Here is a 23,490-nt window from a genome sequence, read left to right on the forward strand (position 1 = left end):
CCCATGGCGAAGGGCACGCAGGACTACGAGAAGGACTACACCGACCCCGAGCTGCGCGAGCGCCTCAAGGAGGAGATCAAGGCCTCCGACAAGGGCGGCGCCCCCGGGAAGTGGTCCGCGCGCAAGAGCCAGCTGCTCACCCAGGAGTACGAGAAGCAGGGCGGGGACTACGAGCACGAGGACGAGCCCACCGAGCAGCAGCGCAGCCTGAAGCAGTGGACCGACGAGGACTGGCAGACCGCTGACGGCTCCACCGAGGCCCGCGGCGAGGACGGCACCGACCGCTACCTCCCGAAGAAGGCGTGGGAGGAGCTCTCCGACGAGGAGAAGGAGAAGACGCGCGCCAGGAAGAAGGACGCGTCGAAGAAGGGCCAGGGCACCGTCGCGAACACCGACGAGGCCAAGCAGGCCCGCACGGACGCGAAGCTCGAGGAGATGAACGCCGACGACGCCGTCAAGCGGGCGACGTCGATGGAGCCCGACGAGGCGGAGAAGGCCCTCGAGCACGAGAAGGACACGAAGGACCGCAAGACGGTGAAGCAGAAGCTCGAGAAGGTCGCGGCGAAGGACTAGGGGCGCCGCGGGTCCTCCGGCCACGCGTGCTTCGGGTAGCGCCCGCGCAGGTCGGCGCGCACCTGCCGGTAGCCCTCGCCCCAGAACGACGCCAGGTCGGCGGTCACGGCCGCCGGCCGTCCCGCGGGTGAGAGCAGGTGCACGACGACGGGTACCCCGGCCAGCTCCGGCGCGCGCTCCCATCCGAACGCGTGCTGGAGCTTCAGCGCGACGGTGGGTTTCTCCGGGTCGGCGTAGTCCACGCGTACCCGTCGCCCGTCGGGGGTGGTGACGTGCGTCGGGGCGAGCTCGTCGAACCGGGACGCCTCGGGCCACGGCAGCAGCGCTGTCAGGGGTGGGGTGAGCCGGGCGAGGTCGGCACGACGGCGGACGCGGGAGAGGTCGAGCCACTCGTCGGCCCGCGCCAGGAGTGACGCGTCGTCGACGGCGGGCCACGGGGCGCCGAGCGCGGTGTGCAGGAAGGCCAGGCGCTGCCGGAGCGACGTCGCCGCGTCGGTCCAGTGCAGCAGGCCGAGCCCCTCCTGTTCCAGCCCCTTCCGGACGGCGGGTGCGAGGGCTCTCGCCGTCGGCTTCGGGATCGGGCGCCGGGCGAGGACGATCGCGCCGAGCCTTTCGCGACGCTCCACCACGACGTCGCCGTCCTCCCAGTCGACCACCTCGTCGTCGGTGTGCAGGTGCGCGGCGGCGGTGCGGGCGAGGTCCTCGTCGATCGGCACGGCGAGCCGGACGCGCGCGACCCGGTCGCCGGGGCCCCGCGCCGCGTCCGCGACGGCGAGCCACTCCTGCCCGCGCAGTCCCGACTCCCGCCCGAGCTCGACCCCCGTGCCACCCGTCGTCAGGAACTCGCGGGAGTCGGCGCCGCGGGCGCGGGCGAGGCGGTCGGGGTAGGCGAGGGCGACGACCGTGGCGGCGCCGGTCGCGAGGGTGACGTCAGGCAGGCGCGCGCCGCTCGTGGCCTGTCTGGTGTGCGCCTCGCGGAGCGCCCGGTCGAGGCGGCGGACCTCGGCGCGCCAGCCCGGGTCGTCCCCGGAACGGGCGGCCCGCAGCCGGTCCTCGAGGTCGTCCGACCGTCCCGGTCCGCCGGTGGCGAGCAGGGCGACGACCTCGGCGGTCAGGCGGGCCCCGACGGCGTCCGCTCCGTCGAGCAGCGCCCGACCCAGCCGCGGGTGCACCCCGACGCCCGCGACCGCCCGGCCGCGCGAGGTGATCGACCCCCTATCGGCGTGCTCGGTTGCTCTGTCGTGAACGAGCCCGAGGCCGCGCAGGGTGGCGCGGGCGGCGTCGAAGGCGGGCGGCGGGGGAGCGTCGAGCAGGGCGAGTCCACCGGCGTCGGGCGTGCCCCAGCGGGCGAGCGCGAGGGCGAAGGCGGCGAGGTCGGCGTGGGCGACCTCGGGGTCGTCGTCGCGGTCGCGGTGGGCGTGCTCGGCCTCCGACCAGCATCGATACGCAACGCCGGGTGCCTCCCGACCCGCGCGCCCCGCTCGCTGCGTGGCCGACGAGCGGGAGGCGAGCACGGTGACGAGGGCGTCGAGGCCGCGGGCGTGGTCCGTCCAGGGCTGCCGGGAGAGCCCGGCGTCGACGACGATCCGGACGCCCGGGACGGTCAGGCTCGTCTCGGCGATGGACGTGGTGAGGACGACCCGCCGCGGGGTCGGCCGTGGCCCACCGCTGACGTCCGGCGCCAGCAGGTCGCCACGCACGCTCCCCGCGAGCACGACGTCCTGCGCCGCGCTGCTCAGCCCGCCGTGCAGGGGGAGCACCTCGGCGTCGACCCCGGAGAGTCGCCGCGCCACGTCGTCGATCTCGCGGCGGCCGGGGAGGAACACGAGGGCGTCGCCGTCGTGCTCGGCCAGTGCCCGACGCGTGGTCGCGGCGACGTGGTCGAGCAGGGCCGGCTCCACCCGCATGCCCTGGGGCGGCGGTACGGGGCGCGGCGGCGGGGACCAGACGACCGCGACGTCGTGCAGCGGGTCGGGGGCGGTGACGACGGGGCCGTCGAGGGCGTCGGCCAGCCGGTCGGCGGCGGCGGTCGCCGACGTCGCGAGGAGCCGGAGGTCGGGGCGCAGGACCCGGGCGTCGACGGTGAACGCGAGCGCCAGGTCGGTGTCGAGGTGGCGCTCGTGGCACTCGTCGAGGACGACCGCGTCGACCCCGGCGAGCTCCGGGTCGTGCTGCAGGCGGGCGACGAGCAGGCCCGTCGTCACGACCTCGACGCGGGAACCCGGCTTCCGCTCGCCGCGGATCGCGTAGCCGACCCGGTCGCCGACCTTCTCGCCGAGCAGGGACGCCATCCGGGCGGCCGCCGCCCGCACCGCGACCCGTCGGGGTTCGGCGACGAGGACCCGGCCCCCGACCTGCCCGGCGAGCGCCAGCGGAACGAGCGTGGTCTTGCCGGTGCCGGGCGGGGCGACGAGGACGGCGGTGCCGTGCTCGTCCAGCGCGGCGCGCAGGGACGGCAGCGCGGCCCGCACCGGCAGGTCGAGCCGCACCTCGTCGATCACGCCCGCCGGTCTACCAGTCCGCACGGCCCGGCGGCCGGTCGACCGGGGGCGGGCTGCACGCATCCGGTGGGAGCAGCTCGCCATCGTCGTCGTGCGTCGATGGCTCCTCCGGCGCTCCGGTGCGACGGATCGGCCACCGACGCTGTGGGGCACCCGGCGTCGGGACGGAGTGCGGCACACTGCGCCACCCGTGACGCACATTGCCGCACTCGAGGGCGGACCGTGACCGTGGCGGCCTGCTGACACCGGACGTCAGCGGTGGGCCACGGCTGACACGGGACGCCAGCCCCGTGCCAGCCCCGTGTCAGCGGCCCGGCCGAGAGTCGGTGTCATGCACTCCACCCCCGCCATCGAGGTCGACGGCCTCGAGCGCTCGTTCGGCGATGTCCGGGCCGTCGACGGCATCTCCTTCACCGCCGAGAAGGGCCAGGTGCTCGGTCTGCTCGGGCCCAACGGCTCGGGCAAGACGACCACCGTCCGCATGCTCGCCACCCTGCTCCCACCCACGGGCGGACGGGCGAGCGTGCTGGGCCACGACGTCGTCACCGACGCCGTCGCGGTCCGCGGCCGCATCGGGCTCACCGGCCAGTACGCCGCCGTCGACGAGGCCCTGACCGGTCGCGACAACCTGTTCCTCATCGGCCGGCTCCTCGATCTGGGCCGCCAGGAGGCGAAACGACGGGCCGCTGAGCTCATCGAGCAGTTCGGGCTCGTCGAGGCCGCCGGGCGTCGCGCGAGGACCTACTCCGGCGGCATGCGGCGACGCCTCGACCTGGCCGCGAGCCTCGTCGGGCGCCCCGAGGTGCTGTTCCTCGACGAGCCGACCACCGGGCTCGACCCGCACCACCGCAACGAGGTGTGGGAGGCGGTCCGGACCCTCGCCGAGGACGGCGTCACGGTCCTGCTCACCACCCAGTACCTCGAGGAGGCCGACCAGCTCGCCCACGACCTCGTCGTCCTCGACCACGGCCTCGTCATCGCCTCCGGCACGGCGGCCGAGCTGAAGTCCCGCGCCGGCGGGCGGCGGCTGCACGTCCGCCCGGAGCTCCCGGGCGAGGCGCCACTGGTCGCCGCGATCGTCGCTTCGGACGTCGGGCGCGAGCCGGTGCTCGCGCCGTCCGGCGAGGTCGTGGTCGGCACCTCCGACCCCGGCGCGCTGCGTCGCGTCGAGGACCGCCTGGCCGTCGCCGGCATCGCCGTGGCCGAGATCGGCCTGCGCCTACCCAGCCTCGACGACGTCTTCCTCTCCCTCACCGGTCGCGCCACCGAAGGAGTCCCCGCATGACCACCACTCTCGAGCCGACCGCTCCCGTCGTCGGGAAGGCTCCTTCCGGACGGCGGGTGCCCTCGACCCTGCGCCACGGCGCGTCGCTCGCGCGGCGCGGGATCGTGAAGACGATCCACTCGCCGGAGGCGCTGATCGACGTGACGCTGCAGCCGGTGATCTTCCTGCTGCTGTTCGTCTACGTGTTCGGCGGCGCGATCGCCGGCAACAGCGCCGACTACCTGCACTTCGCCCTGCCCGGTGTCCTGCTCCAGACGGTCGTGTTCGCGTCGGCGGGCACCGGGGTCGGGCTCGCCGAGGACCTCAAGACCGGCATCTTCGACCGCTTCCGCAGCCTGCCGATCTCGCGGGCGGCGCCGCTGCTCGGAGCGATCGGCGCCGACCTCGTCCGCTATTTGACGGCGGGCGTGATCATGCTGGCCTTCGGGTTCGTCCTGGGCTACCGGACGTCCGCGTCGCCGCTCGCGGTGCTCGCCGCGTTCGGGCTCGTGCTCGCCTTCGCGTTCGCCCTGTGCTGGGTGTTCACGGCGCTGGCGATGGTCGTGCGGGAACCGCGGTCGGTGCAGGGCCTGTCGGCGACGATCATGCTGCCGCTGACCTTCGCGAGCTCCGTGTTCGTCCCGACGAGCACGATGCCCGGCTGGCTGCAGGGCTTCGTCGCGATCAACCCGGTGTCCCGGTCCGCCGATGCGGTGCGGGCCCTGCTCGACGGCGCCCCCGCCGGGGGAGCGGCCGCGATCTCGCTGCTGACCTCCGCCGTCGTCGTCGTGATCTTCGCCCCGCTGGCCGTCACGCTGTACCGACGGCGGGCGTGACCCGACCGTCGTGAGGGGAGGATCCGAGCGCTCTCGTGGCGCGAGGGTTCCCCTCACGCGGTCGGGGTGAAGCCACATCCGTCCCGGGTCGCGACGACGTCGGGGTCGCCGAGGTGCAGGGCCCCGCGCCGGGCGACGGCCTCCGCCAGCAGGTCGGCCGCGCGTCCGGGGTCGCCCTCGGCGAGGGCCAGCCGGGCGGCGGTCTCGGCGACCTGGCCCCGCACCGGGCCGTCCTTCGCCTCCTCACCCGCGCGGCGGGCGGCCTCGACCTCGACGCGGGCCTCGTCGAGCCGGCCGAGGTCGATGAGGGCGGAGGCGGTGAGGTCGTGGACCATCGCCTCCCGCTGGGCGCGGCCCGGGCCCAGACCGTCGCCGGACGACGGCGGGTGCGCCCGCAGGGTCGCGAGCGCCCGGTCGGGGTCGCCGAGCCGCCGCTGCACGTCGGCGCCGCTCCAGGCGAGCCAGGCCGCGGTGCCCGGGTCGTTCGAGCCCCGGGCGGCCTCGGTGGCCAGACGCAGCTGCTCCCGGGCCTCGGTCGCGTCCCCGTCGCGGGCCGCGAGGGCGGCCAGGCGCATGCGGTACTGCGGGACGTCGTCGGCGTTGTCCAGCTCCGCCGCCAGCGCGATCGCCGCGGCGAACGTCCGGCGGGCCGCGACCCGGTCCCCGGCGAGGTCCTCGAGCTCGCCCAGCGAGAACGTCGTCATCCCGAGCCCGAAGCGGTCGCCGAGCGCGGCGAACCCGTCGTAGGCGGCGCGCAGGGCCCGGCGCTGCCCGGCGAGGTCGCCCGCGTTCTCGGCGTGCACGGCCGCGAGCTGGGCGGCCGCCGCCCGGAGCCACGGGTCGTCCGCGGCCGCGGCGAGGTCGACCAGGCCGGAGCGGTCGTCGTCGAGGAACGCCCGGGCGGTCGGCTCGTGCAGGGCGACCACGGGGTGCAGGGGCCGGGGCAGCTCCGGGAGCATCGCGAGGACGGCGGCCGACCCGCCGCGGACGTCGGTGCCGGGCACGGTGACGGCCAGCAGCACGGTGTGCAGCGACCGGTTGACCGCGACATCCGTCCCCGTCGTCGGGACCGGGAGGGTGAAGAGTCGCTCGGACCACCGGATGAGGCTCGCCATGTCCCCGCGCACCACCCAGCTCCACGTGAGGGCGGCGAGCAGACGGTGTCCCCGGACGGCGTCGCCGGCCTCGACCGCCCGCTCGAGGGCCCGCACCGCCTCACCGTCGACGGCTCGGACCACGGCCAGCGCGTCGAGCTGCCCGCCGCCCCGCAGCGCCGGTTCCACGGGTTCGAGGACGGCGAGCACCCACGCCGCGTGAGCCGCGACCACGGCGTCCCGGTCCACGGCGGCGTCGAGCCGGGCCAGCGCGTACTCGCGGATCGTCTCGAGCATGCGGTACCGCGTCGGTTCCCCGGGCACCGCGACGACCAGCGACTTCTCCACCAGCAGCCCGAGCAGGTCGAACGCCTCGTCCCCGCACACGGCCTCGACCGCGCGCAGGTCGACCGCCCCGGCGAAGGCGCCGAAGCGGGCGGCGAGGGTCCGCTCGGCGTCGGAGAGCAGGTCCCAGCTCCAGTCGACGACGGCGCGCAGCGTCTGGTGCCGGGGGAGCGCGGTCCGGGAGCCCGTCGTCAGGAGCCGGAAGCGGTCGGCCAACCGCTCCGCGATCTCGGCGGGCTCCAGACTGCGGACCCGCGCGGCGGCCAGCTCGATCGGCAGCGGCTGCCCGTCGAGCCGTCGGCAGATCTCCCGGACCACCGTGCGGTGACGGCTCAGGTCGAAGCCCGGGCGGACGGCGGCGGCCCGTTCGGCGAACAGCTGCGTGGCGTGCGCGTCGTCCAGGGCGCCGAGCGGGTGGAGCACCTCCCCGGGCACGCCCAGCGGCTCCCGGCTGGTGGCGAGGACGACGAGGCCGGGCACGGCGGTGAGCAGGTCGTGGACGAGCACGGCCGACGCCTCGACGAGGTGCTCGCAGTTGTCGAGGACCAGCACCGTCTCCCGGCCCGCGAGGGCGGCCCGCAGCCGCGGCAGCACGGAGTCCGCGGCGCCCGGGTCGCCGAGCGCGAGCTCCGGGCCGCCGACCGCGTGCAGCACGCCCGGGGCGACCTGGTCGCCGCCGGTCAGCGCGGCGAGCTCCGCGACCGCGACCCGCCGGGGCTCGTCGCGCACGGCCTCCGTCGCGAGCCGCGTCTTCCCCGCGCCGCCGGGGCCGGTGATCGTGACCAGCCGCGACGTCGCGACCAGACCCCGCAGCCGGGCCAGGTCGTCCTCGCGTCCGACGAAGGAGGTCAGGGCCTGCGGCCTGGCCTTCCCGACGACGGGTGCGGGCTCAGCTGCGTCCTGCAGCAGCTCGGTCCGGACCCGCGCCAGCTCCGGCCCGGGGTCGACGCCGAGCTCCTCGGCGAGCGTGGTGCGGGTGCGGTCCAGGACGGCGAGCGCGTCGGCGCGACGGCCGCCCGCGGACAGCCCGCGGGCGAGGGCGACGGCGGTGGTCTCGCGCAGCGGGTCGGCGTCGAGGACGGCGACGAGGGTGTCCCGTCCGGCGTCGGGGGCCCGACCGCGGAGCCCACGGGCGGCCAGCTCCTCCGCGGCGCCGGCCCGGGCATCGGCGAGCCGGGCGGCGGCGGGCCCGGCGAAGGGCAGGTCCCCGAGTCCGCCCAGGACCGGGTCCTGCCACAGCGCGAGGGCCTCGGTGAGCAGGGCGCACGCCCGCTCGTCGTCGGGCTCGGCCAGCGCGGTCCGGCGCAGCGTCGCGAACCGCAACGCGTCCACGTCGTCGGGGTCGACGGCGAGGAGGTAGCCGCCGGACGACGAGCGCACCCGCTGCGCACCGACGGCCCGGCGCAGACGGGAGGCGAGGGACTGCAGGGCGTTGGCCGTCGACGGCGGGTCCTCGCCCCAGAGCGCGTCGACGAGCGTGGCGGCGTCGACCGGCCGCCCGGCGTCGAGCGCGAGTCGCGCGAGCAGCCCCCGCACGCGCGGCCCGGCGGGCAGCAGTTCGCGCCCGTCGTCGTCGACCACCGAGACGGGGCCGAGCAGCCGGATCATGTGGCCTCCGGCCAGGTGAGCACTTCAGTGGGCCTATGACACCACTGAGTGCTCACCTGCGCGCAGCGCACCCAGCGGTCGTCAGGACCCCAACGCCAGGACGTTGCAGACGTCGCCGCGCCCACCCGCCGTCGTGAGCCCACGCTGGGAGCGGATGCGCTCGGCGAGGTAGCGGGCGTCGTCGCCGACCCCGGAGAACCGGCCCGAGCCCCACGTCCACTGCCAGGGCAGGCCGAGGAAGTACAGGCCGGGCGCGGAGGTCACGCCGCGCTGGTGGCCGGGCGCGCCACGGCCGGAGAACACCGGGACGTCGACCCACGAGAAGTTCTGCCGGAAGCCGATGCACCAGACGACGGACGTGATGTCCGTGTCGGCCAGGCGCAGCTCGGTGGTCTCGGTGGGCTGCCAGACCGGGGTGTAGCGCTCCTCGGCCGGGACGTCGAGGTGGCGGTCGGCGATGTACTTGTCGATCGTGTCCTTGATCGACTCGGACACCTCGTCGGCGTGGTCGAGGCGCTCGGTGAGGTCCGGGTTGAAGTGCAGGACGCCGTCGCGGTGGTCGGTCATCAGCCCGTAGAGCCGCATGCCGTCGCGGGCGTGGGCGCGCAGGTCGATGTCGCGCCCGCCGTCGCGGCCGGTGACGTAGTGGTTGGCCTGCGCCCGGACCGCCTCCCGGCGCGGGTGTTCGGTGACGGGCATGCGGTAGTAGCCCATCTCGTCGAGCCAGTCGGTGACGTCGCGGCCGCGGTAGAAGCGGGCCACCCGCGGGGCGTCGCCGACGACGAGGTGGACCGTCCGTCCCTCGAGGTGCAGGTCCTCCGCGATCTGCGCCCCGGACTGCCCGGAGCCCACCACGAGCACCTCACCGGGCGGCAGCTGCGCGCCGGACCTGTAGTCCTGCGACTGGACCTGCGTCACGGAGTCCGGCAGCGGCTGGGACAGCGGCGGGGTGATCGGGGTGTGGTAACCGCCGGTCGCGACGACGACCTGGTCGGCCGTGCACTCGCCCGCGGTCGTCGCGAGGTGGTAGGTGCCGTGGTCGTCGCGGAACAGGCGGTTCACGCCGACGCCCTCGAGCAGCGGCGGGTCGACGAACGCCCGGTAGGCCTCGAGGTACTCGACGATCTGCGAGCGGACCATGAACCCGTGCGGGTCGGTCCCCCCGAAACCGCCCTCGCCGTACGGGAAGTCCGGCAGGTTGCACTGCCAGTTCGGGGTGACCAGGCAGAACGTGTCCCACCGGTAGGTCTTCCACGAGTGCGCCACCTCGTCGCGCTCGAGGACGAGGTGGTCGACCCCGACCTTCGACAGGCAGCGGCTCATCGACAGGCCGGCCTGGCCGCCCCCGATGACGATCACGGGACGGTGGACACCGGTGAGGTCGCCCGGGACGTCGGGGCGGCCGCGGGTGGGAAGCGGCGTGACGGTCATGACCGGGGTGTTCCTTCCGGAGCGAGAGTGCGAATGTCGGCAGAGTTCGCCCGTCGTGTTTCCGAATGGTTGCGTGCGGAGGGCCGCGAGATTGCCGAATGTTTCGCAACACGAGGGTCATAAAACCGTTCACCGGTGATGCCTTCGTAGTCACGTGGAAACGACCGGGAAACAGGCGGTTGGTGTGCTTCGGCAGCACAACACCCGGGACAGCGGCGACCCGGTTCCGTCGTTCCGAACCGGACGTCACCAGGGAGTCATCGTGCCCGGCTTCTGGGCGACGGTGCGGCAGAAGGTGGTCGGTTCGTCCGTGGAGGACCCCGCGGCGACCCCGTCCACCGCCGGCCCACCGGCGTCATCCCCTACCGCTCCGCCCACCGCAGACTTGAAGGAGAACGGCATGACCACGGCCGAACTGTCCGACGTCGAGCAGAAGAGCCTCCAGGAGATCCCGCACCCCTCGCTGCCCGAGGGCTCGAGCATCTACGGCGGCACCAAGGTCTTCCCCGACCTGCAGGCCGAGAACGGCGAGACCTACTTCACCCTCGTGCACGGCATCGCGCACGAGTCCTCGGTCAGCTTCGTCGCGGTCCTCCAGGCCACCCGTGCGCTGCGCAAGGGCTTCGAGACGGCCATCTACTTCTACGGCCCCGGCTCGCTGAACTGCCTCGCCACCCGCGGCTTCCCGACGACGGGCAGCTCGGCCTTCCCCGGTGAGCACAACATCAACGACCAGCTGAAGACGTTCATCAGCGAGGGCGGCAAGGCGTACTGCTGCCGCTTCGGGCTGTCGCTGCACGGCGCCCGCGAGGAGGACCTCATCGAGGGCGTCATCCCGACGCACCCGCTCGACGTCCAGGACGCGCTCATCTACTACGCACGCAAGGGCGCGATCATCAACTCGACCTACCAGCTCTAGGTGGCTCCGCCCTGTGAGTACTAATCCGTGCTCCGGCACGGATTAGTACTCACAGGCGCTCCGCGCACACAAGGAGGTCCCCGCGTTGTCCGCTCCCGCCGAATCCCGTTCCGGGCTCGACGTCCGTTCCGAGGTGGCAGTCCGCGGCGTCGCGGTCGATCTCGGGTCCACGATTCCCCTGCGCCGCCCCGGCGGCGCCGGCCCCTCCGACGACGGGCACCTGCTCGTCGACGGCCTGAAGACCACCCTGCCGATCAACCCGTCGAGCCCCTTCCGGCTCCGGGACGGCCGGCTCGTGCGCACCGGTCCCGACGGCGGGATCACCGACCTCGGCGTGGCCGTCGACACCGTCGCCCGGCCCGCCTTCTACGACCTCACCACCGCCGACGGCGTCCGCTACGAGCAGCTCGCCCGCCTGCACGGCAACGACGTGCTCGCGACGACGGTGGTGCAGACCTGCGTCCGCTACGGCGAGGCCGACCGGTGCCGCTTCTGCGCCATCGAGCAGTCGCTCGCCGGTGGCGCGACGACCGCCGTGAAGACGCCCGCCCAGCTCGCCGAGGTCGCCGAGGCCGCGGTCCGGCTCGACGGCGTCCGCCAGCTCGTCATGACGACGGGGACGAGCAACGGCCGCGACCGCGGCGCCCGCCACCTCGCCCGCTGCACGGCCGCGGTCCGGGCGGCGGTCCCGACGCTGCCGATCCAGGTGCAGTGCGAACCTCCGGCACCGGACGACCTCGCCGCCCTGCAGGCGCTCAAGGACGCCGGCGCCGACGCGATCGGCATCCACGTCGAGTCCCTCGACGACGCCGTGCGTCGCCGATGGATGCCGGGCAAGGCGACCGTCCCGCTGTCGCAGTACTGGGCGGCGTGGGAGGAGAGCGTCCGGCTCTTCGGTCGCAACGCCGTCTCCACCTACCTGATCGTCGGCCTCGGTGAGGACCCCGACGAGCTGGTCGCGGGGGCGGAGCGGCTGATCGACGCCGGCGTCTACCCCTTCGTCGTCCCCTACCGCCCGATCCCCGGCACCCTCGCCTTCGCCGACGGCGACCCGGCACCCGAACCCGCCCTCCTCGCCGACGTCACCGCCCGGGTGGCAGCGGCCCTGCGGGCGGCCGGGATGCGCGGCGCCGACCAGGCGGCCGGGTGCGCGGCCTGCGGCGCCTGCTCCGCGCTCTCCGCGGCGGGAGGCTGACCATGGCTCCGCCCTTCGACGACGTGGCGGTCCTGCCGCCCGGTGACAGCGCTGACGCCCTGCTGGCACGCAGTGCCCAGGCACGGACCCTCGTGCTCGCCGAGGAGATCCTCGGCGGGCTGGTGCACAAGCCCCGCGGGGTCACCGTCTCCGAGGCCCCGGCCGCGGACGCGACCCACCCCGACGTCATCGCCCACCGCGCCCTGCGCCGGGCCGTGTTCGTCGACGAGCAGCGGGTCTTCGCCCACGACGACCTCGACGACGTCGACTCCGACCCCCGCGCGATCGTCCTCGTCGCCCGCGACGCCGACGGCACCGTCCTCGGTGGCGTGCGGCTCGGGCCCGCCCGGCCGGGCGAGCCCGATCTCGGCTGGTGGACCGGCAGTCGGCTCGCCGTCGAGGCGGGCGGGCGCCGCCGGACCGGCGTCCGCGTGGGCGCCACCCTGATCCGCGCCGCCGTCGCCCGCGCCGAGTCGGCCGGCGTGCTGCGGTTTGAGGCCGACGTGCAGGCCCCGAACGCGCGGCTGTTCGAGCGGCTCGGGTGGGAGACCGTCGCCCCGTCGCGGACCGTCGGCGGCATCGACCACGTGCGGATGCGGCGACCGATGGACCGCATCGCGCGCCTGGTCGACGCCACGAAGGCGCCGCTCGGTGATCTCGTGGCGGGCATGGCACCCCCGGGCTTCGTCGGCGACGACGGCGCCCCGGTCCCCGGCACGGACGTCGTCGCGGCCTGCGACGCGATCCTGCCCGCGCTGGTCGAACGCGACCCGGAGTGGGCCGGCTGGTGCTCGGTGCTGGTCAACCTGAACGACCTCGCCGCGATGGGCGCCCGGCCCGTCGGCCTGCTCGACGCCGTCGGCGGGGCGGACGCCGAGGCCGTCGGGCGGGTGCTGCGCGGGCTGCGCGCCGCCGCCGCGGCCTACGGGGTGCCGGTCCTCGGTGGGCACACCACCGTCGACGTCCCGGCCTCGCTCGCGGTCACCGCCCTCGGCACCACGGCCCGACCCGTCCCCGCGGGGGGCGGACGGGTCGGGCACGCGGTGCGCCTCACCGCGGACCTCGACGGCGCCTGGCGTCCCGGGTACACCGGCCGTCAGTTCGACACGACCTCCCGACGCCGCCCGGAGGACCTGCGCGCGATGGTCGCCGCGATCGGCCCGGACGCGGCGTACCGCCCGGCCGCGGCCAAGGACGTGAGCATGGCGGGCCTCGTCGGCACCCTCGGCATGCTCGCCGAGGCGAGCGGGACCGGCGCCGTGCTCGACGTTGCGGCGGTCCCGCGCCCGGACGGCGTCGGCGTCGCCGACTGGTTCACCTGCTTCCCGGGCTTCGCCCTGCTCAGCACCGACGAGCCCGGGGCGCCGCTCCCGGCCGCCGGACCCGCCGTCGGGACCGAGTGCGGGGAGCTCGTCGCGGGCCGCGGCGTCGCGCTGCGCTGGCCCGACGGAGAGACGACGACCGCCGTCGCCGGACCCGTGACCGGCCTGGGGACAGCAACCGAGAGGACCGACCGATGACCATCACCTTCGCCGCCGCCGCCGAGGGCTTCGTGCGCGACCTGGACGAGGACTTCCGGCGGATCGAGAAGCTCGTCGCCCGGGCCCGGGAGGCCGGCGCGGGGCTGCTGGCGCTGCCCGAGGCCGCGCTCGGGGGCTACCTGTCGTCCCTGCACGGCGATCACGACGACGAGCCGCCGCAGCTCGACGGCGACGGCCCGGAGATCGGGCGGCTGATCGACCTCGCCGGGGACATGGTCATCACCGCGGGCTACTGCGAGCGCGGCGACACCGCCTCGGGGGGACGGCCCTACAACAGCTGCGTCGCGGTGACCGGTGACGGCGTGCTCGGGCGGCACCGCAAGGTCCACCAGCCGCTCAACGAGAACAACTCCTACGCCGCGGGCGACCGGTTCGCCGCCTTCGACTCCCCGGTCGGGCGGATGGGCATGATGATCTGTTACGACAAGGCGTTCCCGGAGGCCGCGCGGGCGCTCGCCGTCGACGGGGCGCGGGTCGTGGTCTGCATGTCGGCCTGGCCGGCCTCCCGGACGAACCGGGCCCCGGTGCTCGCCGACGACCGCTGGACCCGTCGCTTCGACCTGTTCGACCGCGCCCGCGCGCTGGAGAACCAGATCGTCTGGGTCTCGGCCAACCAGGCCGGCGAGTACGGATCCATGCAGCTGGTGGCCAGCGCGAAGATCGTCGATCCGGGCGGGGAGGTGCTCGCCACCACCGGCACCGAGGCAGGCCTCGCCGTCGCCTCCATCGACGTCGACGAGTCGGTCGACGCCGCCCGCCGGTTCATGGGCCACCTGCGTGACCGGCGGCAGGCGAGCTACGTACCGGTCCCGGCCTAGTGCCGTGGGCATGACCCGCCCGCCCCTCCGCATCGCGGCCGCGGCGGCCCACTTCACCCGCGACCTCGCCTTCGACCTCGACCGGATCGGCGTCATCGTCGCCCACGCCCGCGACGCCGGGGTGGACGTGCTCGCCCTGCCCGACGGGGCCCTGGGCGGCTACGTCACCGACCTCCGTCCGGACGATCTCGACGAGGTGGACCTCCCGCCGGCGCTGGAGCCCAACGGCGAGGCGGTGCGGTCGGTGATCGACCTCGCGGCCGACATGGTGGTGTGCCTCGGGTACTGCGAGCGCGGGCCGGGCGGCGAGCTCTACAACGCCGCGGTGGCGCTCTGCGGCGACGGCATCCTCGGGCGGCACCGCAAGGTGCACCAACCGGTCGGGGTGGCGAAGCTGTTCACGCCGGGCTGCGGGTTCACCGCCTTCGACACCCCGGTCGGCCGGATGGGGATGCTCATCGACCACGACAAGACGTTCCCCGAGTCGGCCCGGGCGCTCGCGCTCGACGGCGCGACCACGATCGCCTGCCTCTCCGCGTGGCCGACCTCGCTGACCAACCGTGCACCGCGTATGGCCCAGGACCGCCAGGCACGGCTGTTCGACCTCTACGACCAGTCCCGGGCCGCCGAGAACCAGGTGCTGTGGCTCTCGGCCAACCAGAGCGGCCGGTCGGGGAACCTGCACTTCCTCGGGCGCGCGAAGGTGGTCGGGCCCGGCGGGGAGATCCTGGCGCGCACGTGGTCGAAGGGCGGTCTCGCGGTCGCCGAGGTCGACCCGGACGCGATGGTCGACGCCGCACGCTCGGTGCTGCACCACCTCGACGAGCGACGGCCCTCGGCGTACTCGTGAGGGTCCGGCTCTCCACCTACTCCACGAAGCCACGCGGCGGGGTCGTGCACACGCTCGCCCTCGCCGAGGCGCTCGCCCGCGCCGGGCACGACGTCGAGGTGTGGGCGCTCGCCCGTGGCGGCGACACGGCGTTCTTCCGCCCCGTCGACGTGCCGATCCGGCTGGTCGAGGTCCCCGAGCTCGAGGGCGAGACGGTCGGCGACCGCATCCTGCGCTCGATCGCGCTGCTCTCCGCGGCGCTCGCCGATGCGCGCCCGGTCGACGTGCGCCACGCCCAGGACTGCCTCACCGCGAACGCCGAGGGCGCCGCGCACGGCTACGCCGGCCTCGTCCGCACCGTCCACCACCTCGACACCTTCACCACGCCGTCGCTCGCCGCCTGCCACGAGCGCGCCCTCGTCGAACCCGCGCAGCTGCTGTGCGTCTCGGACGCCGTCGCGACGGAGGTGGCGGCGGGCTGGGGCCGGAGCGCACCCGTCGTCGGGAACGGGGTCGACGCCCTCCGCTTCGCAGCGGCCGAGGCCGCCGGCGCGGGGGAGCCGTGGCGGGCGCGGTTCGGGCGCTACGTCCTCGCGGTCGGGGGCATCGAGCCGCGCAAGGGCACGCGCGACCTGGTCCGGGCGATGGCCCTGGTCGACGCGCCGCTGGTGGTCGCGGGCGGCGACACGCTCTTCGACTACCGCGGCTACCGCGACGAGGTGTTCGCGCTCGCGGCCTCGCTGGGGGTGGAGCCGCAGGTGCTCGGGCCCGTTCCCGACGACGAGCTCCCCGGGCTCGTGGCGGGTGCGTCCGCCTTCGCGTTCCCCTCGGTGCAGGAGGGCTTCGGGCTCGCCGCGATGGAGGCGCTGGCCGCGGGCGTGCCCGTGGTCGCACGGGACCTGCCGGTACTGCGCGAGGTGTTCGCCGGGGCGGTGCGGTTCGCACCCGACGGGCCGTCGTTCGCCGACGACTACGCCGCCGAGCTGGCCGCGGTGCTCGCGGGCGACGACCGGGGCGGCCCCGCCCGCAGGTCGGTCGGCCGGGCCCTCGCGGCCGCGCACACGTGGGACACCGTCGCCGCGCGGCACCTGGCGGTGTACGGGTCGTCCCCCTCCCCGTGACAGGAAAGCGTCGTTGCTGTCGTCCGGTGACAGGATCGCCGCACCGTCGACCGGGTCGCCGGCGCCCGTCGAGCACTAGCGTGAGGGCATGACCGCGCCCGACGTCCGGTACTGGTTCGACCCGGTGTGCCCCTACTGCTGGCTGACCAGCGGCTGGGTCCGCACCGTCGCCCGCCGTCGGGGCCTCACGGTGCAGTGGCAGTTCATCTCGCTGCGGCTGCTCAACGCGCACGTCGACTACGACGCGCAGTTCCCGCCGGAGTACGAGGCCGGGCACACGGCGGGGCTGCGCCTGCTGCGGGTGTGCGCCGCGGTGCGCGAGGCCCACGGCAACGAGGCCCTCGGGCGGTTCTACGAGGCGCTCGGGGAGGCCGTGTTCGAGCAGGGCGAGGTCCCGGAGCACTCCAGCGAGCGGGAACGTCGCGGGTCGCACGCCTTCGTCCTCCCGGTGCTCGAGCGCGTCGGCCTGCCCGCCGAGCTCGCCGAGGTGCTCGACGACGACCGGCACGACGCCACGATCCAGGCCGAGACCGACGAGGCGCTCGAGCTCGTCGGCAAGGACGTCGGCACCCCGCTGATGCAGATCTCGCCGCCCGACGGGCTCGCGTTCTTCGGCCCGGTGATCAGCCGCCGCCCCAGCGAGGAGCAGGCGGAGGAACTCTGGGACCACGTCGTCGGGCTGGCGAGCTTCCCCGGGTTCGCCGAGCTCAAGCGCAGCCTGCGCGAGCGCCCGCAGCTGCCCGCGTTCGGGGTGGCGGCGGGCGAGGTCGGGCTCGTCGAGGACTGGCACGGGGGCAGCCGCCGACAGCATCGGTGACGTGACCCGCTCGTCCGCGCGGCGGTCGCGCCCGACTGCTTAGGGTGGCGAACGATGAGCGCCCAGGCGGAGGCCCCGCCCACCCACCTCGGTCGTCCGACCGTGCTCCTGCTGGCCGTCGTGTGCGGCGCCGCCGTGGCGAACATCTACTACGCGCAGCCGCTGCTGCCCGTCGTCGCGCAGGCGTTCGGGGTGGGGGAGGGGACGGCGGGCTACCTCGTCACCGCCTCGCAGATCGGCTACGCCCTGGCGCTCGCGTTCCTCGTCCCCGCGGGCGACATCCTGGAGCGGCGCCGGCTGGTCAGCGGCCTGCTCGCGGTCACCGGGGTGCTCCTGCTCGGCGCCGCGGCGGCCCCCTCGCTCGGGGTGCTGCTCGCGGCGGTGGCGATCTTGGCCGTGACCTCCGCCGTCGCCCAGATCGTGGTGCCGATGGCGGCCTCGCTCGCCGACGACGCGAACCGCGGCTCGGTGGTCGGCACCGTGATGAGCGGGCTGCTCGTCGGCATCCTGCTCGCGCGGACCGTGGCCGGGCTGGTCGCCGAGATCGGCGGGTGGCGGCTCGTGTTCGTGCTCGGCGCCGTCGTGATGGTCGTCCTCGCGGGCCTCGTGCGGCTCGCCCTGCCGAAGGTCCCGGTGGCCGCGAGCGCGTCGTACCCCTCGCTGCTGGCCTCGGTCGCCTCGATCGTGCGCCACGACTCCCTGGTCCGACGGCGGATGCTGCTCGGTGGGGTCGGCTTCGGCTGCTTCACGATCCTGTGGACCGCGCTCTCGTTCCTGCTGGCCGCGCCGCCGTACTCCTACGGCTCCGGGGTGATCGGCCTGTTCGGTCTGGCCGGGCTCGCCGGAGCGCTGGCCGCGATCTGGGCGGGGCGCTTCGCCGACCGCGGGCACGGACGTCGCACCGTGACCGTCGGCCTCGTGCTCCTGCTCGTGAGCTGGGGCCTGCTTGCGCTCGGCGGCGGGTCGCTGGTCGCCCTCATCGCCGGGATCGTCGTGCTCGACCTCGCCCAGCAGCTCCTGCAGATCAGCCACCAGCACGCCATCTACTCCCGCCGCCCGAACGCCCGCAGCCGCGTGACCAGCGCGTTCCTCGTGTCGGCGTTCATCGGCGGAGGCATCGCGTCGGCCCTGACATCGGGGCTCTACGCGACGGTCGGCTGGGCCGGGGTGTGCGCGCTCGGGGCGGTCCTCGCGCTCGTCGGGCTCGGCACCTGGGTGCTGGAACTCGTGCGGCCCGCCCCGGCCGAGCCGGTCGACTGACCGGCCCCGACCCGCCGTCGGGACAGGGCTGCCGGGCCGGCACCGACCCGGCGTCGGGAAGAGGCTGCCAGGATCGGAACGAACGACCCGTTCGTGGCCTCTCGCTGCACGAACGGCCCGTTCGTCCCGGTCACGGCGCCGGCTCCGGCTCCGGCTCCTCGAACACGTGTCGCTGGTCCTTCGCCGCCCGCGCGTCGACGACGACCACACCCTCGGCGGTCAGGCGGCGGATCTGCTCGACGGCGATGTGCGGGGCCGGCGTCCCGGTGGTGCGCAGCACCCGGTGCCAGGGCACGTCCGCGCCGTCCTCGCGCAGCACCGTGCCGACCACCCGCGCCGAGCGCTCGCCCGCCACCGCGGCGACGTCGCCGTAGCTGCACCACGTGCCCGCCGGGATCGACGCGACGACCGCCCGGATCCGCTCGTGCCGTTCCTCGTCCACGGCACCGGAGTGTGCTCCGCCGGGTCCGGGGGGCACCCGGGGCCCATGACGACGACGCCCCTGCAGGACCTCGCCCGCGTGGGCCTCGGCACCTTCCTCGTCGGGGCCGGGCTCTCCCACCTCACGGTCGCGCGCGAGGGCTTCCGGGCCCAGGTGCCGCCCTGGGTGCCGATCGACGTGGACGACACGGTGGTCATCTCGGGGTGCGCCGAGGTCGCGCTCGGCACCGCGCTCGTCGCGTTCCCGAAGGAGCGGGTGAAGATCGGGACGATCGCCGCCCTCTTCTTCACCGCGGTGTTCCCCGGGAACATCGCGCAGTGGCGCCACCGTCGCGACGGCCTGGGGCTGAACTCCGACCGGATGCGGTTCCTGCGGTTGTTCGCCCAGCCCGTCCCGATCGCGGTGGCGCTGTGGTCGACCGGCGTGGTCCCGCGGCGGTGAGGGTCAGACCCGGCGGGCGTAGGCGTCGATGAAGCAGTAGACGCCGTAGGCGGCGAGGCCCCCGCTGACCCCGACCATCGCGACGACCCCGAAGGGGCCCGCACCCTCGATGAACCACATCGCCTGGGTGAAGCCCCCGGAACGATGGGCGTCACCGGTGATCGCCGCGACGGCGAAGAGGATCCCGACCGATCCGGTGAGGGTGGCCCGGGCGAGGTTGCCGTAGCTGCCCGCGATCACCGCGATCCGCCGCAGCCGGCGGGTCAGCCGCGCCGCGTGGAGGTCCCCGAGGTACGTGGCGTGCAGCCCGGTCCAGCACATCCCGCACGCCATCCCGAGCGCGACGGCCGCGGCCACCCCCACGACGATCCGGCCGCCGGGCAGCGCGAACAGGCTCGCGACCAGGTCGCTCACCCCGTGCGGCGCGGACGGCGCGGGCGGGCCGCCCGGGGGCGGTCCCCGGAACGGACCGATCGCGGGCTTGAACGCGAGCGACGCCATCGAGAACATGGCGATCGCCTTCCCTGCGGCCCCGCAGCGCTTGCGGAAGCGCTCGCCACCGGAGACCCAGCGGAAGCCGACCAGGGCCGCCCGCGTCTGCCACACCCCGAACGCGACCAGCCCCAGGATCGAGAGTCCGAGCAGCGCCGCACCCACCGGACCGATGCCCGCGATGACGGCGATCGCGCCCTGCTGGTCGGCGTGCACCGTCGGACTGCCGCGCATGAGGACCACCGCGAGGCCGGCCAGCAGCAGGTGCAGGACGCCGTAGCTCACGAGCCCGCCGCGGCCGAGCAGCTCGACGCCGTACGGCCCGGCGTCGCCCCGCGCGTCGGCCATCCCCGCGACCGCGCGGCGCAGCCGGGCCCGGCGGGTCGCGACCCCCACCGACGGCGCGTCGGCCGGCACGTCGGCCGGTGTCACGTCGGCCGGTGTCACGTCGACCGGTGTCACGTCGACCGGTGTCACGTCGACCGGGACCGGCGGCAGGACGCTGATCGTGGGACGCGGCGCGGCCGGCGCGCGGCGGCTTCGGACGAGGGGCGACACGGTGCTCCCGGGCAGGACGACGGAGCGGCATCCCCGCGGGCCGCGTTGCCCGTCGAGTCCCCGCGGGGGCCGGGGACCACACGCGGGCGGACCTGAAGAAGTGCGCCCTCGTCCGAGGTTGTCGGGGGGGCGTGGTTCCCTCGGGGGCATGACGGTGCAGGCGGCTCCGAGACTGCTGCGGTCGGCCACGCGGCTGCCCGCCGATCTCCTGCTCGACGACGGGTCTCGGCGGGTCCTGGAGCACGCCGCGGGCTTCCTGCGGGTCCTCGGTGGTCCCGGGACGGGGAAGACCACGCTGCTCGCGGAGCGCGTCGCGCGGCTGCTGCACGCCGATCCCGACGCCGGGTCGCTCGTCCTGGTCGGGGACCGGCGGTCCGCCGCCGCGCTGCGCCAGCGGATCTCGGCCCGACGCCGGGTGCTCGCGGGCGAGGTGGGCGGCGGGCTGACCGCGGCACGGGAGCCGCTGGTGCGCAGCGTGCACTCCTACGCCTTCGCCGTGCTGCGCCGCCACGCCGCGCGGCAGGATCTGGCGCCGCCGCGCCTGCTGCCCGGCGCCCAGCAGGACGCCGTGGTGCGCGACCTGCTGGCCGGCGAGGCCGAGGGCCACGGCCGCGGCTCGGGGTGGCCGGCCCGGCTCACCCCCGCGCTGGAGGCGCCGGCGTTCGCCGCGGAGGTGCGGGACCTGCTGCTGCGCGCCGCCGAGCGCGGACTGGGCCCGCGGGAGCTGCGCGCGCTGGGCAAGGAGCACGACGTCGCGGTGTGGGTCGCCGCCGCCCGCTTCTACCAGTCCTACGAGGAGGTCACGCTGCTGCGCGCGGCGGCCGGGTCGGCGAACCCGCTGGCCTCGGCGCCGCCGCTGGACGCCGCCGAGCTCGTCGCGGCGGTGCTCGACGCCTTCGCGCAGGACCCGGGGCTCCTCGAGGCCGAGCGGGCGGCGGTGCGCCACCTCGTGGTGGACGACGCGCAGGACATGGACCCCCAGCAGTTCGAGCTCGCCCGGGTGCTCGGGCGCAGCGCCACGACGTTCCTGCTGGCCGGCGACCCCGACTCGTCGGTCCTCGGCTTCCGGGGCGCCGCCCCCGGCCTGCTGCGCGACGCCGATCCGGGCGGTGCGGCCACGGCGGTGCTGCACGTCGACCACCGCGGCACGCGCGCGGTGCGCGACGCCGTGGCGCGGGTGGTCGAGCCGCTGCGCGGCACCGGGCCGGCGCGCTCCCGCACCGGCCCGCCGGGCGAGGAGCCGGAGAGCGGCGCGGCCACCGTCTCGGTGTTCGCGACGCCGGGCCACCAGGCCGCGTGGGTGGCCGACACGCTGCGGCGGGCCCACCTGATGGACGGGGTGCCGTGGTCGCGGCTCGCCGTGGTGGTCCGGTCGGTCCCGCTGTCGCTGCCGCCGCTGCGCCGCGCGCTGCTCGCCGCCGGGGTGCCGCTCGCCGTGCCCGCCGACGACACCCCGCTCGCCGCGCTGCCCGCCGTCGCGCCGCTGCTCACGCTCCTCCGTGCCGCCGCGGCGGCGGCCGTGGCCCCGCCCGCCGAGGCCCTCGACGCCGACACCGCCCTCGGGCTGCTCGTGTCCCCGCTGGGCGGCGCCGAGCCGCTCGGGCTCCGGCGGTTGCGGCGCGGGCTGCTCCGGCTGCACGAGGGCGGCGCGACCGGGGAGTCGCGGTCCAGCGACGAGCTGATCGTCGACGTCCTCGTCGACCACCTGGCGGGACGACCCGACCGGCTCGCCCTGCTGCCCGACACCGACGTGGGCCCGCTGCGGCGGATCGCCCGCCTCCTCGCCACGGCCGTCGACGCGATCCGGGCGGGGCAGAGCGTGCCCGACGCGGTGTGGTCGGTGTGGTCGGCGAGCGGGCTGCAGCGGCGGTGGGTCGCGGTCAGCGAGCGCGGCGGGGTCGTCGGCGCCCAGGCCGACCGGGACCTCGACGCCGTCGTCGCCCTCGTCGAGCGCGCCGGCCGCTACGCCGAGGAGCTGCCCGGCGGCACGGTCGCGGGCTTCGTCGCGCAGGTCGACGAGCAGCGCATCCGGAGCGACTCGCTGGCTCCCCGCGCCCCCGACGGCGAGGCGGTCGCCCTGCTCACCGCGCACGCGTCCCGCGGGCGGGAGTGGGACGTCGTGGTGGTGCCGGACGTCCAGGAGGGCGTGTGGCCCGACCTGCGGCGGCGCGGCACGCTGCTCGGCGTCGAGCGGATGATCGACGTCCTCGCCGGGGTGCCCGACGACCCGGCGCTGTCCACCCGGGTCCCGCTGCTGGACGAGGAGCGCCGCCTCTTCGCCGTCGCGCTGTCCCGGGCGCGCCACGCCGTCCACGTCGGCGCGGTGGAGGCCGAGGACGTCACGCCGTCGCGCTTCCTCGACGACGTGGCCCCCGCGGCTCCGGCGGACGACACCCCCCGCGCCCGGGTGCGCCCGCGCCGGTCGCTGGTGCTCGCGGAGCTGGTGGGGGACCTGCGTCGGGCGGTGACCGACGCCGACACCGAGCCCGCGCGCCGGGACCGGGCGGCGGCGCACCTCGCCCGGCTCGCGGAGGCCGGGGTCCCGGGCGCCGATCCCGAGGAGTGGTACGGCCTGCTCGAGGTGTCCACCACCGAGCCGCTGCGCGAGGAGGGCACGCCGGTCACGGTGAGCCCGAGCGCGGTCGAGACGATCCTGACCTGCCCGTTGCGGTGGGCCCTGCAGGCGCACGGCGGGGACGACTCGGACTCCCTCGCCGCGGTCACCGGGTCCCTCGTGCACGCGCTCGTCCAGCGGGCGGCCGAGGGCGCGGGGGAGCGGGAGCTCGGCGAGGCGCTGGACGTCGCGTGGGCGTCGGTCGACGCCGGGGCGCCCTGGTTCTCCCGCCGCGAGCTCGCGAACTGCCGCTCGATGCTGCGCTCGTTCCTCGCCTGGCGGGAGTCCTCGCGGCGGGAGTTGACGGAGGTGGCGGTGGAGGAGTCGGTCGCCGCCCGGCTCGCCGAAGGGGTCGCGATGCGCGGTCGGGTCGACCGGCTCGAGGTGGACGACCGCGGTCGGCCGGTGATCGTCGACGTGAAGACCGGCAAGTCCCCGATCAGCGCGCCGGCCGCGCAGGAGCACCCGCAGCTCGCGGTCTACCAGCTCGCCGTGGCGCTCGGGGCGTTCGGCGAGGTCCTCGCCGGGCCCGCCGACTCCGCGGCCCGCACGGTGCCCGGTGGCGCCCGGTTGATCTACCTGCAGCGCGACGGGGCGGAGGCGAAGACGCGGGCGCAGCCTCCGCTCGACGCCGAGGGGGTCGAGCACTGGCGCGAGCAGGTCGCCACGGCGGCCCGGCTCACGGCGGGCCCGCGCTTCGTCGGGCAGGAGAACGACGCGTGTCCGCGGTGTCCGGTGCGCACGGCCTGCCCCGTGCACACCTCGGGGAGGCAGGTGCCGTGACGGGGCTG

At 75.7% G+C, this 23,490-nt stretch carries 18 protein-coding genes; 13 read left to right on the forward strand and 5 right to left on the reverse strand.

All coding sequences use genetic code 11. The features are described 5' to 3' along the window. Positions 1-3: 3 nt before the first annotated feature. Positions 4-573 (forward strand): hypothetical protein, encoded by a 570-nt coding sequence (locus BJ983_RS27795; RefSeq protein WP_179796779.1) that lies wholly within the window; start codon positions 4-6, stop codon positions 571-573. On the opposite strand, the gene hrpB is transcribed toward BJ983_RS27795, so the two are convergent. Next, positions 570-3,074: an ATP-dependent helicase HrpB gene (gene hrpB, locus BJ983_RS27800; protein ID WP_343054386.1), complete on the reverse strand. Its 2,505-nt coding sequence runs from the start codon at positions 3,072-3,074 to the stop codon at positions 570-572. The genes BJ983_RS27795 and hrpB overlap by 4 nt on opposite strands. Before the next feature lie 331 nt (positions 3,075-3,405). Here hrpB and BJ983_RS27805 point away from each other — a divergent pair, with 331 nt between their 5' ends. Then, positions 3,406-4,359: an ATP-binding cassette domain-containing protein gene (locus tag BJ983_RS27805; RefSeq protein WP_179796781.1), complete on the forward strand. Its 954-nt coding sequence runs from the start codon at positions 3,406-3,408 to the stop codon at positions 4,357-4,359. After that, positions 4,356-5,174 carry an ABC transporter permease gene (locus BJ983_RS27810; protein WP_179796782.1) on the forward strand — a complete coding sequence of 273 codons (819 nt, stop codon included), beginning with the start codon at positions 4,356-4,358 and terminating at the stop codon, positions 5,172-5,174. Before BJ983_RS27805 ends, BJ983_RS27810 begins: the two co-directional genes overlap by 4 nt. A 53-nt stretch (positions 5,175-5,227) precedes the next feature. Here BJ983_RS27810 and BJ983_RS27815 read toward each other — a convergent pair whose 3' ends face one another. After that, the gene (locus BJ983_RS27815) at positions 5,228-8,221 is read right to left on the reverse strand and encodes an AfsR/SARP family transcriptional regulator (protein WP_179796783.1); all 2,994 of its coding nucleotides are present in this window, start codon (positions 8,219-8,221) and stop codon (positions 5,228-5,230) included. Between the two features lie 81 nt (positions 8,222-8,302). Next, the gene (locus BJ983_RS27820) at positions 8,303-9,652 is read right to left on the reverse strand and encodes an MSMEG_0569 family flavin-dependent oxidoreductase (protein ID WP_179796784.1); all 1,350 of its coding nucleotides are present in this window, start codon (positions 9,650-9,652) and stop codon (positions 8,303-8,305) included. A gap of 400 nt (positions 9,653-10,052) precedes the next feature. Between BJ983_RS27820 and BJ983_RS27825 the strand changes: the two genes are divergently transcribed. The 8 genes from BJ983_RS27825 (at position 10,053) to BJ983_RS27860 (ending at position 18,152) form a co-directional block, all read left to right on the forward strand. Next, positions 10,053-10,571 (forward strand): MSMEG_0572/Sll0783 family nitrogen starvation response protein, encoded by a 519-nt coding sequence (locus BJ983_RS27825; protein ID WP_179796785.1) that lies wholly within the window; start codon positions 10,053-10,055, stop codon positions 10,569-10,571. Positions 10,572-10,704: 133 nt separating this feature from the next. Further along, a complete protein-coding gene (locus tag BJ983_RS27830; RefSeq protein WP_179796786.1) occupies positions 10,705-11,766 on the forward strand; it encodes an MSMEG_0568 family radical SAM protein in 1,062 nt (353 codons plus the stop codon). A 2-nt stretch (positions 11,767-11,768) separates the two neighbouring features. Beyond that, on the forward strand, positions 11,769-13,286 hold the full coding sequence (locus tag BJ983_RS27835; protein WP_246325670.1) for an MSMEG_0567/sll0787 family protein: 1,518 nt from the start codon (positions 11,769-11,771) through the stop codon (positions 13,284-13,286). Further along, entirely contained in the window at positions 13,283-14,125 is an 843-nt protein-coding gene (locus BJ983_RS27840; RefSeq protein WP_179796787.1) for a carbon-nitrogen hydrolase family protein, read from the forward strand. Before BJ983_RS27835 ends, BJ983_RS27840 begins: the two co-directional genes overlap by 4 nt. Positions 14,126-14,135: 10 nt before the next feature. Further along, positions 14,136-14,975 carry a carbon-nitrogen hydrolase family protein gene (locus tag BJ983_RS27845; RefSeq protein ID WP_179796788.1) on the forward strand — a complete coding sequence of 280 codons (840 nt, stop codon included), beginning with the start codon at positions 14,136-14,138 and terminating at the stop codon, positions 14,973-14,975. Further along, positions 14,972-16,075: an MSMEG_0565 family glycosyltransferase gene (locus tag BJ983_RS27850; protein ID WP_179796789.1), complete on the forward strand. Its 1,104-nt coding sequence runs from the start codon at positions 14,972-14,974 to the stop codon at positions 16,073-16,075. Before BJ983_RS27845 ends, BJ983_RS27850 begins: the two co-directional genes overlap by 4 nt. Positions 16,076-16,163: 88 nt before the next feature. Further along, the gene (locus tag BJ983_RS27855; RefSeq protein WP_179796790.1) at positions 16,164-16,892 is read left to right on the forward strand and encodes a mycothiol-dependent nitroreductase Rv2466c family protein; all 729 of its coding nucleotides are present in this window, start codon (positions 16,164-16,166) and stop codon (positions 16,890-16,892) included. 54 nt (positions 16,893-16,946) lie between these two features. Continuing rightward, positions 16,947-18,152: an MFS transporter gene (locus BJ983_RS27860; RefSeq protein WP_179796791.1), complete on the forward strand. Its 1,206-nt coding sequence runs from the start codon at positions 16,947-16,949 to the stop codon at positions 18,150-18,152. 130 nt (positions 18,153-18,282) lie between these two features. On the opposite strand, the gene BJ983_RS27865 is transcribed toward BJ983_RS27860, so the two are convergent. Then, entirely contained in the window at positions 18,283-18,594 is a 312-nt protein-coding gene (locus BJ983_RS27865; RefSeq protein ID WP_179796792.1) for an MGMT family protein, read from the reverse strand. A gap of 45 nt (positions 18,595-18,639) precedes the next feature. Between BJ983_RS27865 and BJ983_RS27870 the strand changes: the two genes are divergently transcribed. Then, positions 18,640-19,035 carry a DoxX family protein gene (locus tag BJ983_RS27870; RefSeq protein WP_179796793.1) on the forward strand — a complete coding sequence of 132 codons (396 nt, stop codon included), beginning with the start codon at positions 18,640-18,642 and terminating at the stop codon, positions 19,033-19,035. A 3-nt stretch (positions 19,036-19,038) separates the two neighbouring features. Here the strand turns inward: BJ983_RS27870 and BJ983_RS27875 are convergent, their stop codons facing one another. Continuing rightward, positions 19,039-19,959, reverse strand: coding sequence for a DUF1206 domain-containing protein (locus BJ983_RS27875; protein ID WP_179796794.1), 921 nt, complete (start codon positions 19,957-19,959; stop codon positions 19,039-19,041). 274 nt (positions 19,960-20,233) lie between these two features. On the opposite strand from BJ983_RS27875, the gene BJ983_RS27880 reads away from it, so the two are divergent. Continuing rightward, on the forward strand, positions 20,234-23,482 hold the full coding sequence (locus BJ983_RS27880; RefSeq protein WP_179796795.1) for an ATP-dependent helicase: 3,249 nt from the start codon (positions 20,234-20,236) through the stop codon (positions 23,480-23,482). Positions 23,483-23,490 lie beyond the last annotated feature (8 nt).

Source organism: Actinomycetospora corticicola, assembly GCF_013409505.1.
Taxonomy (GTDB): domain Bacteria; phylum Actinomycetota; class Actinomycetes; order Mycobacteriales; family Pseudonocardiaceae; genus Actinomycetospora; species Actinomycetospora corticicola.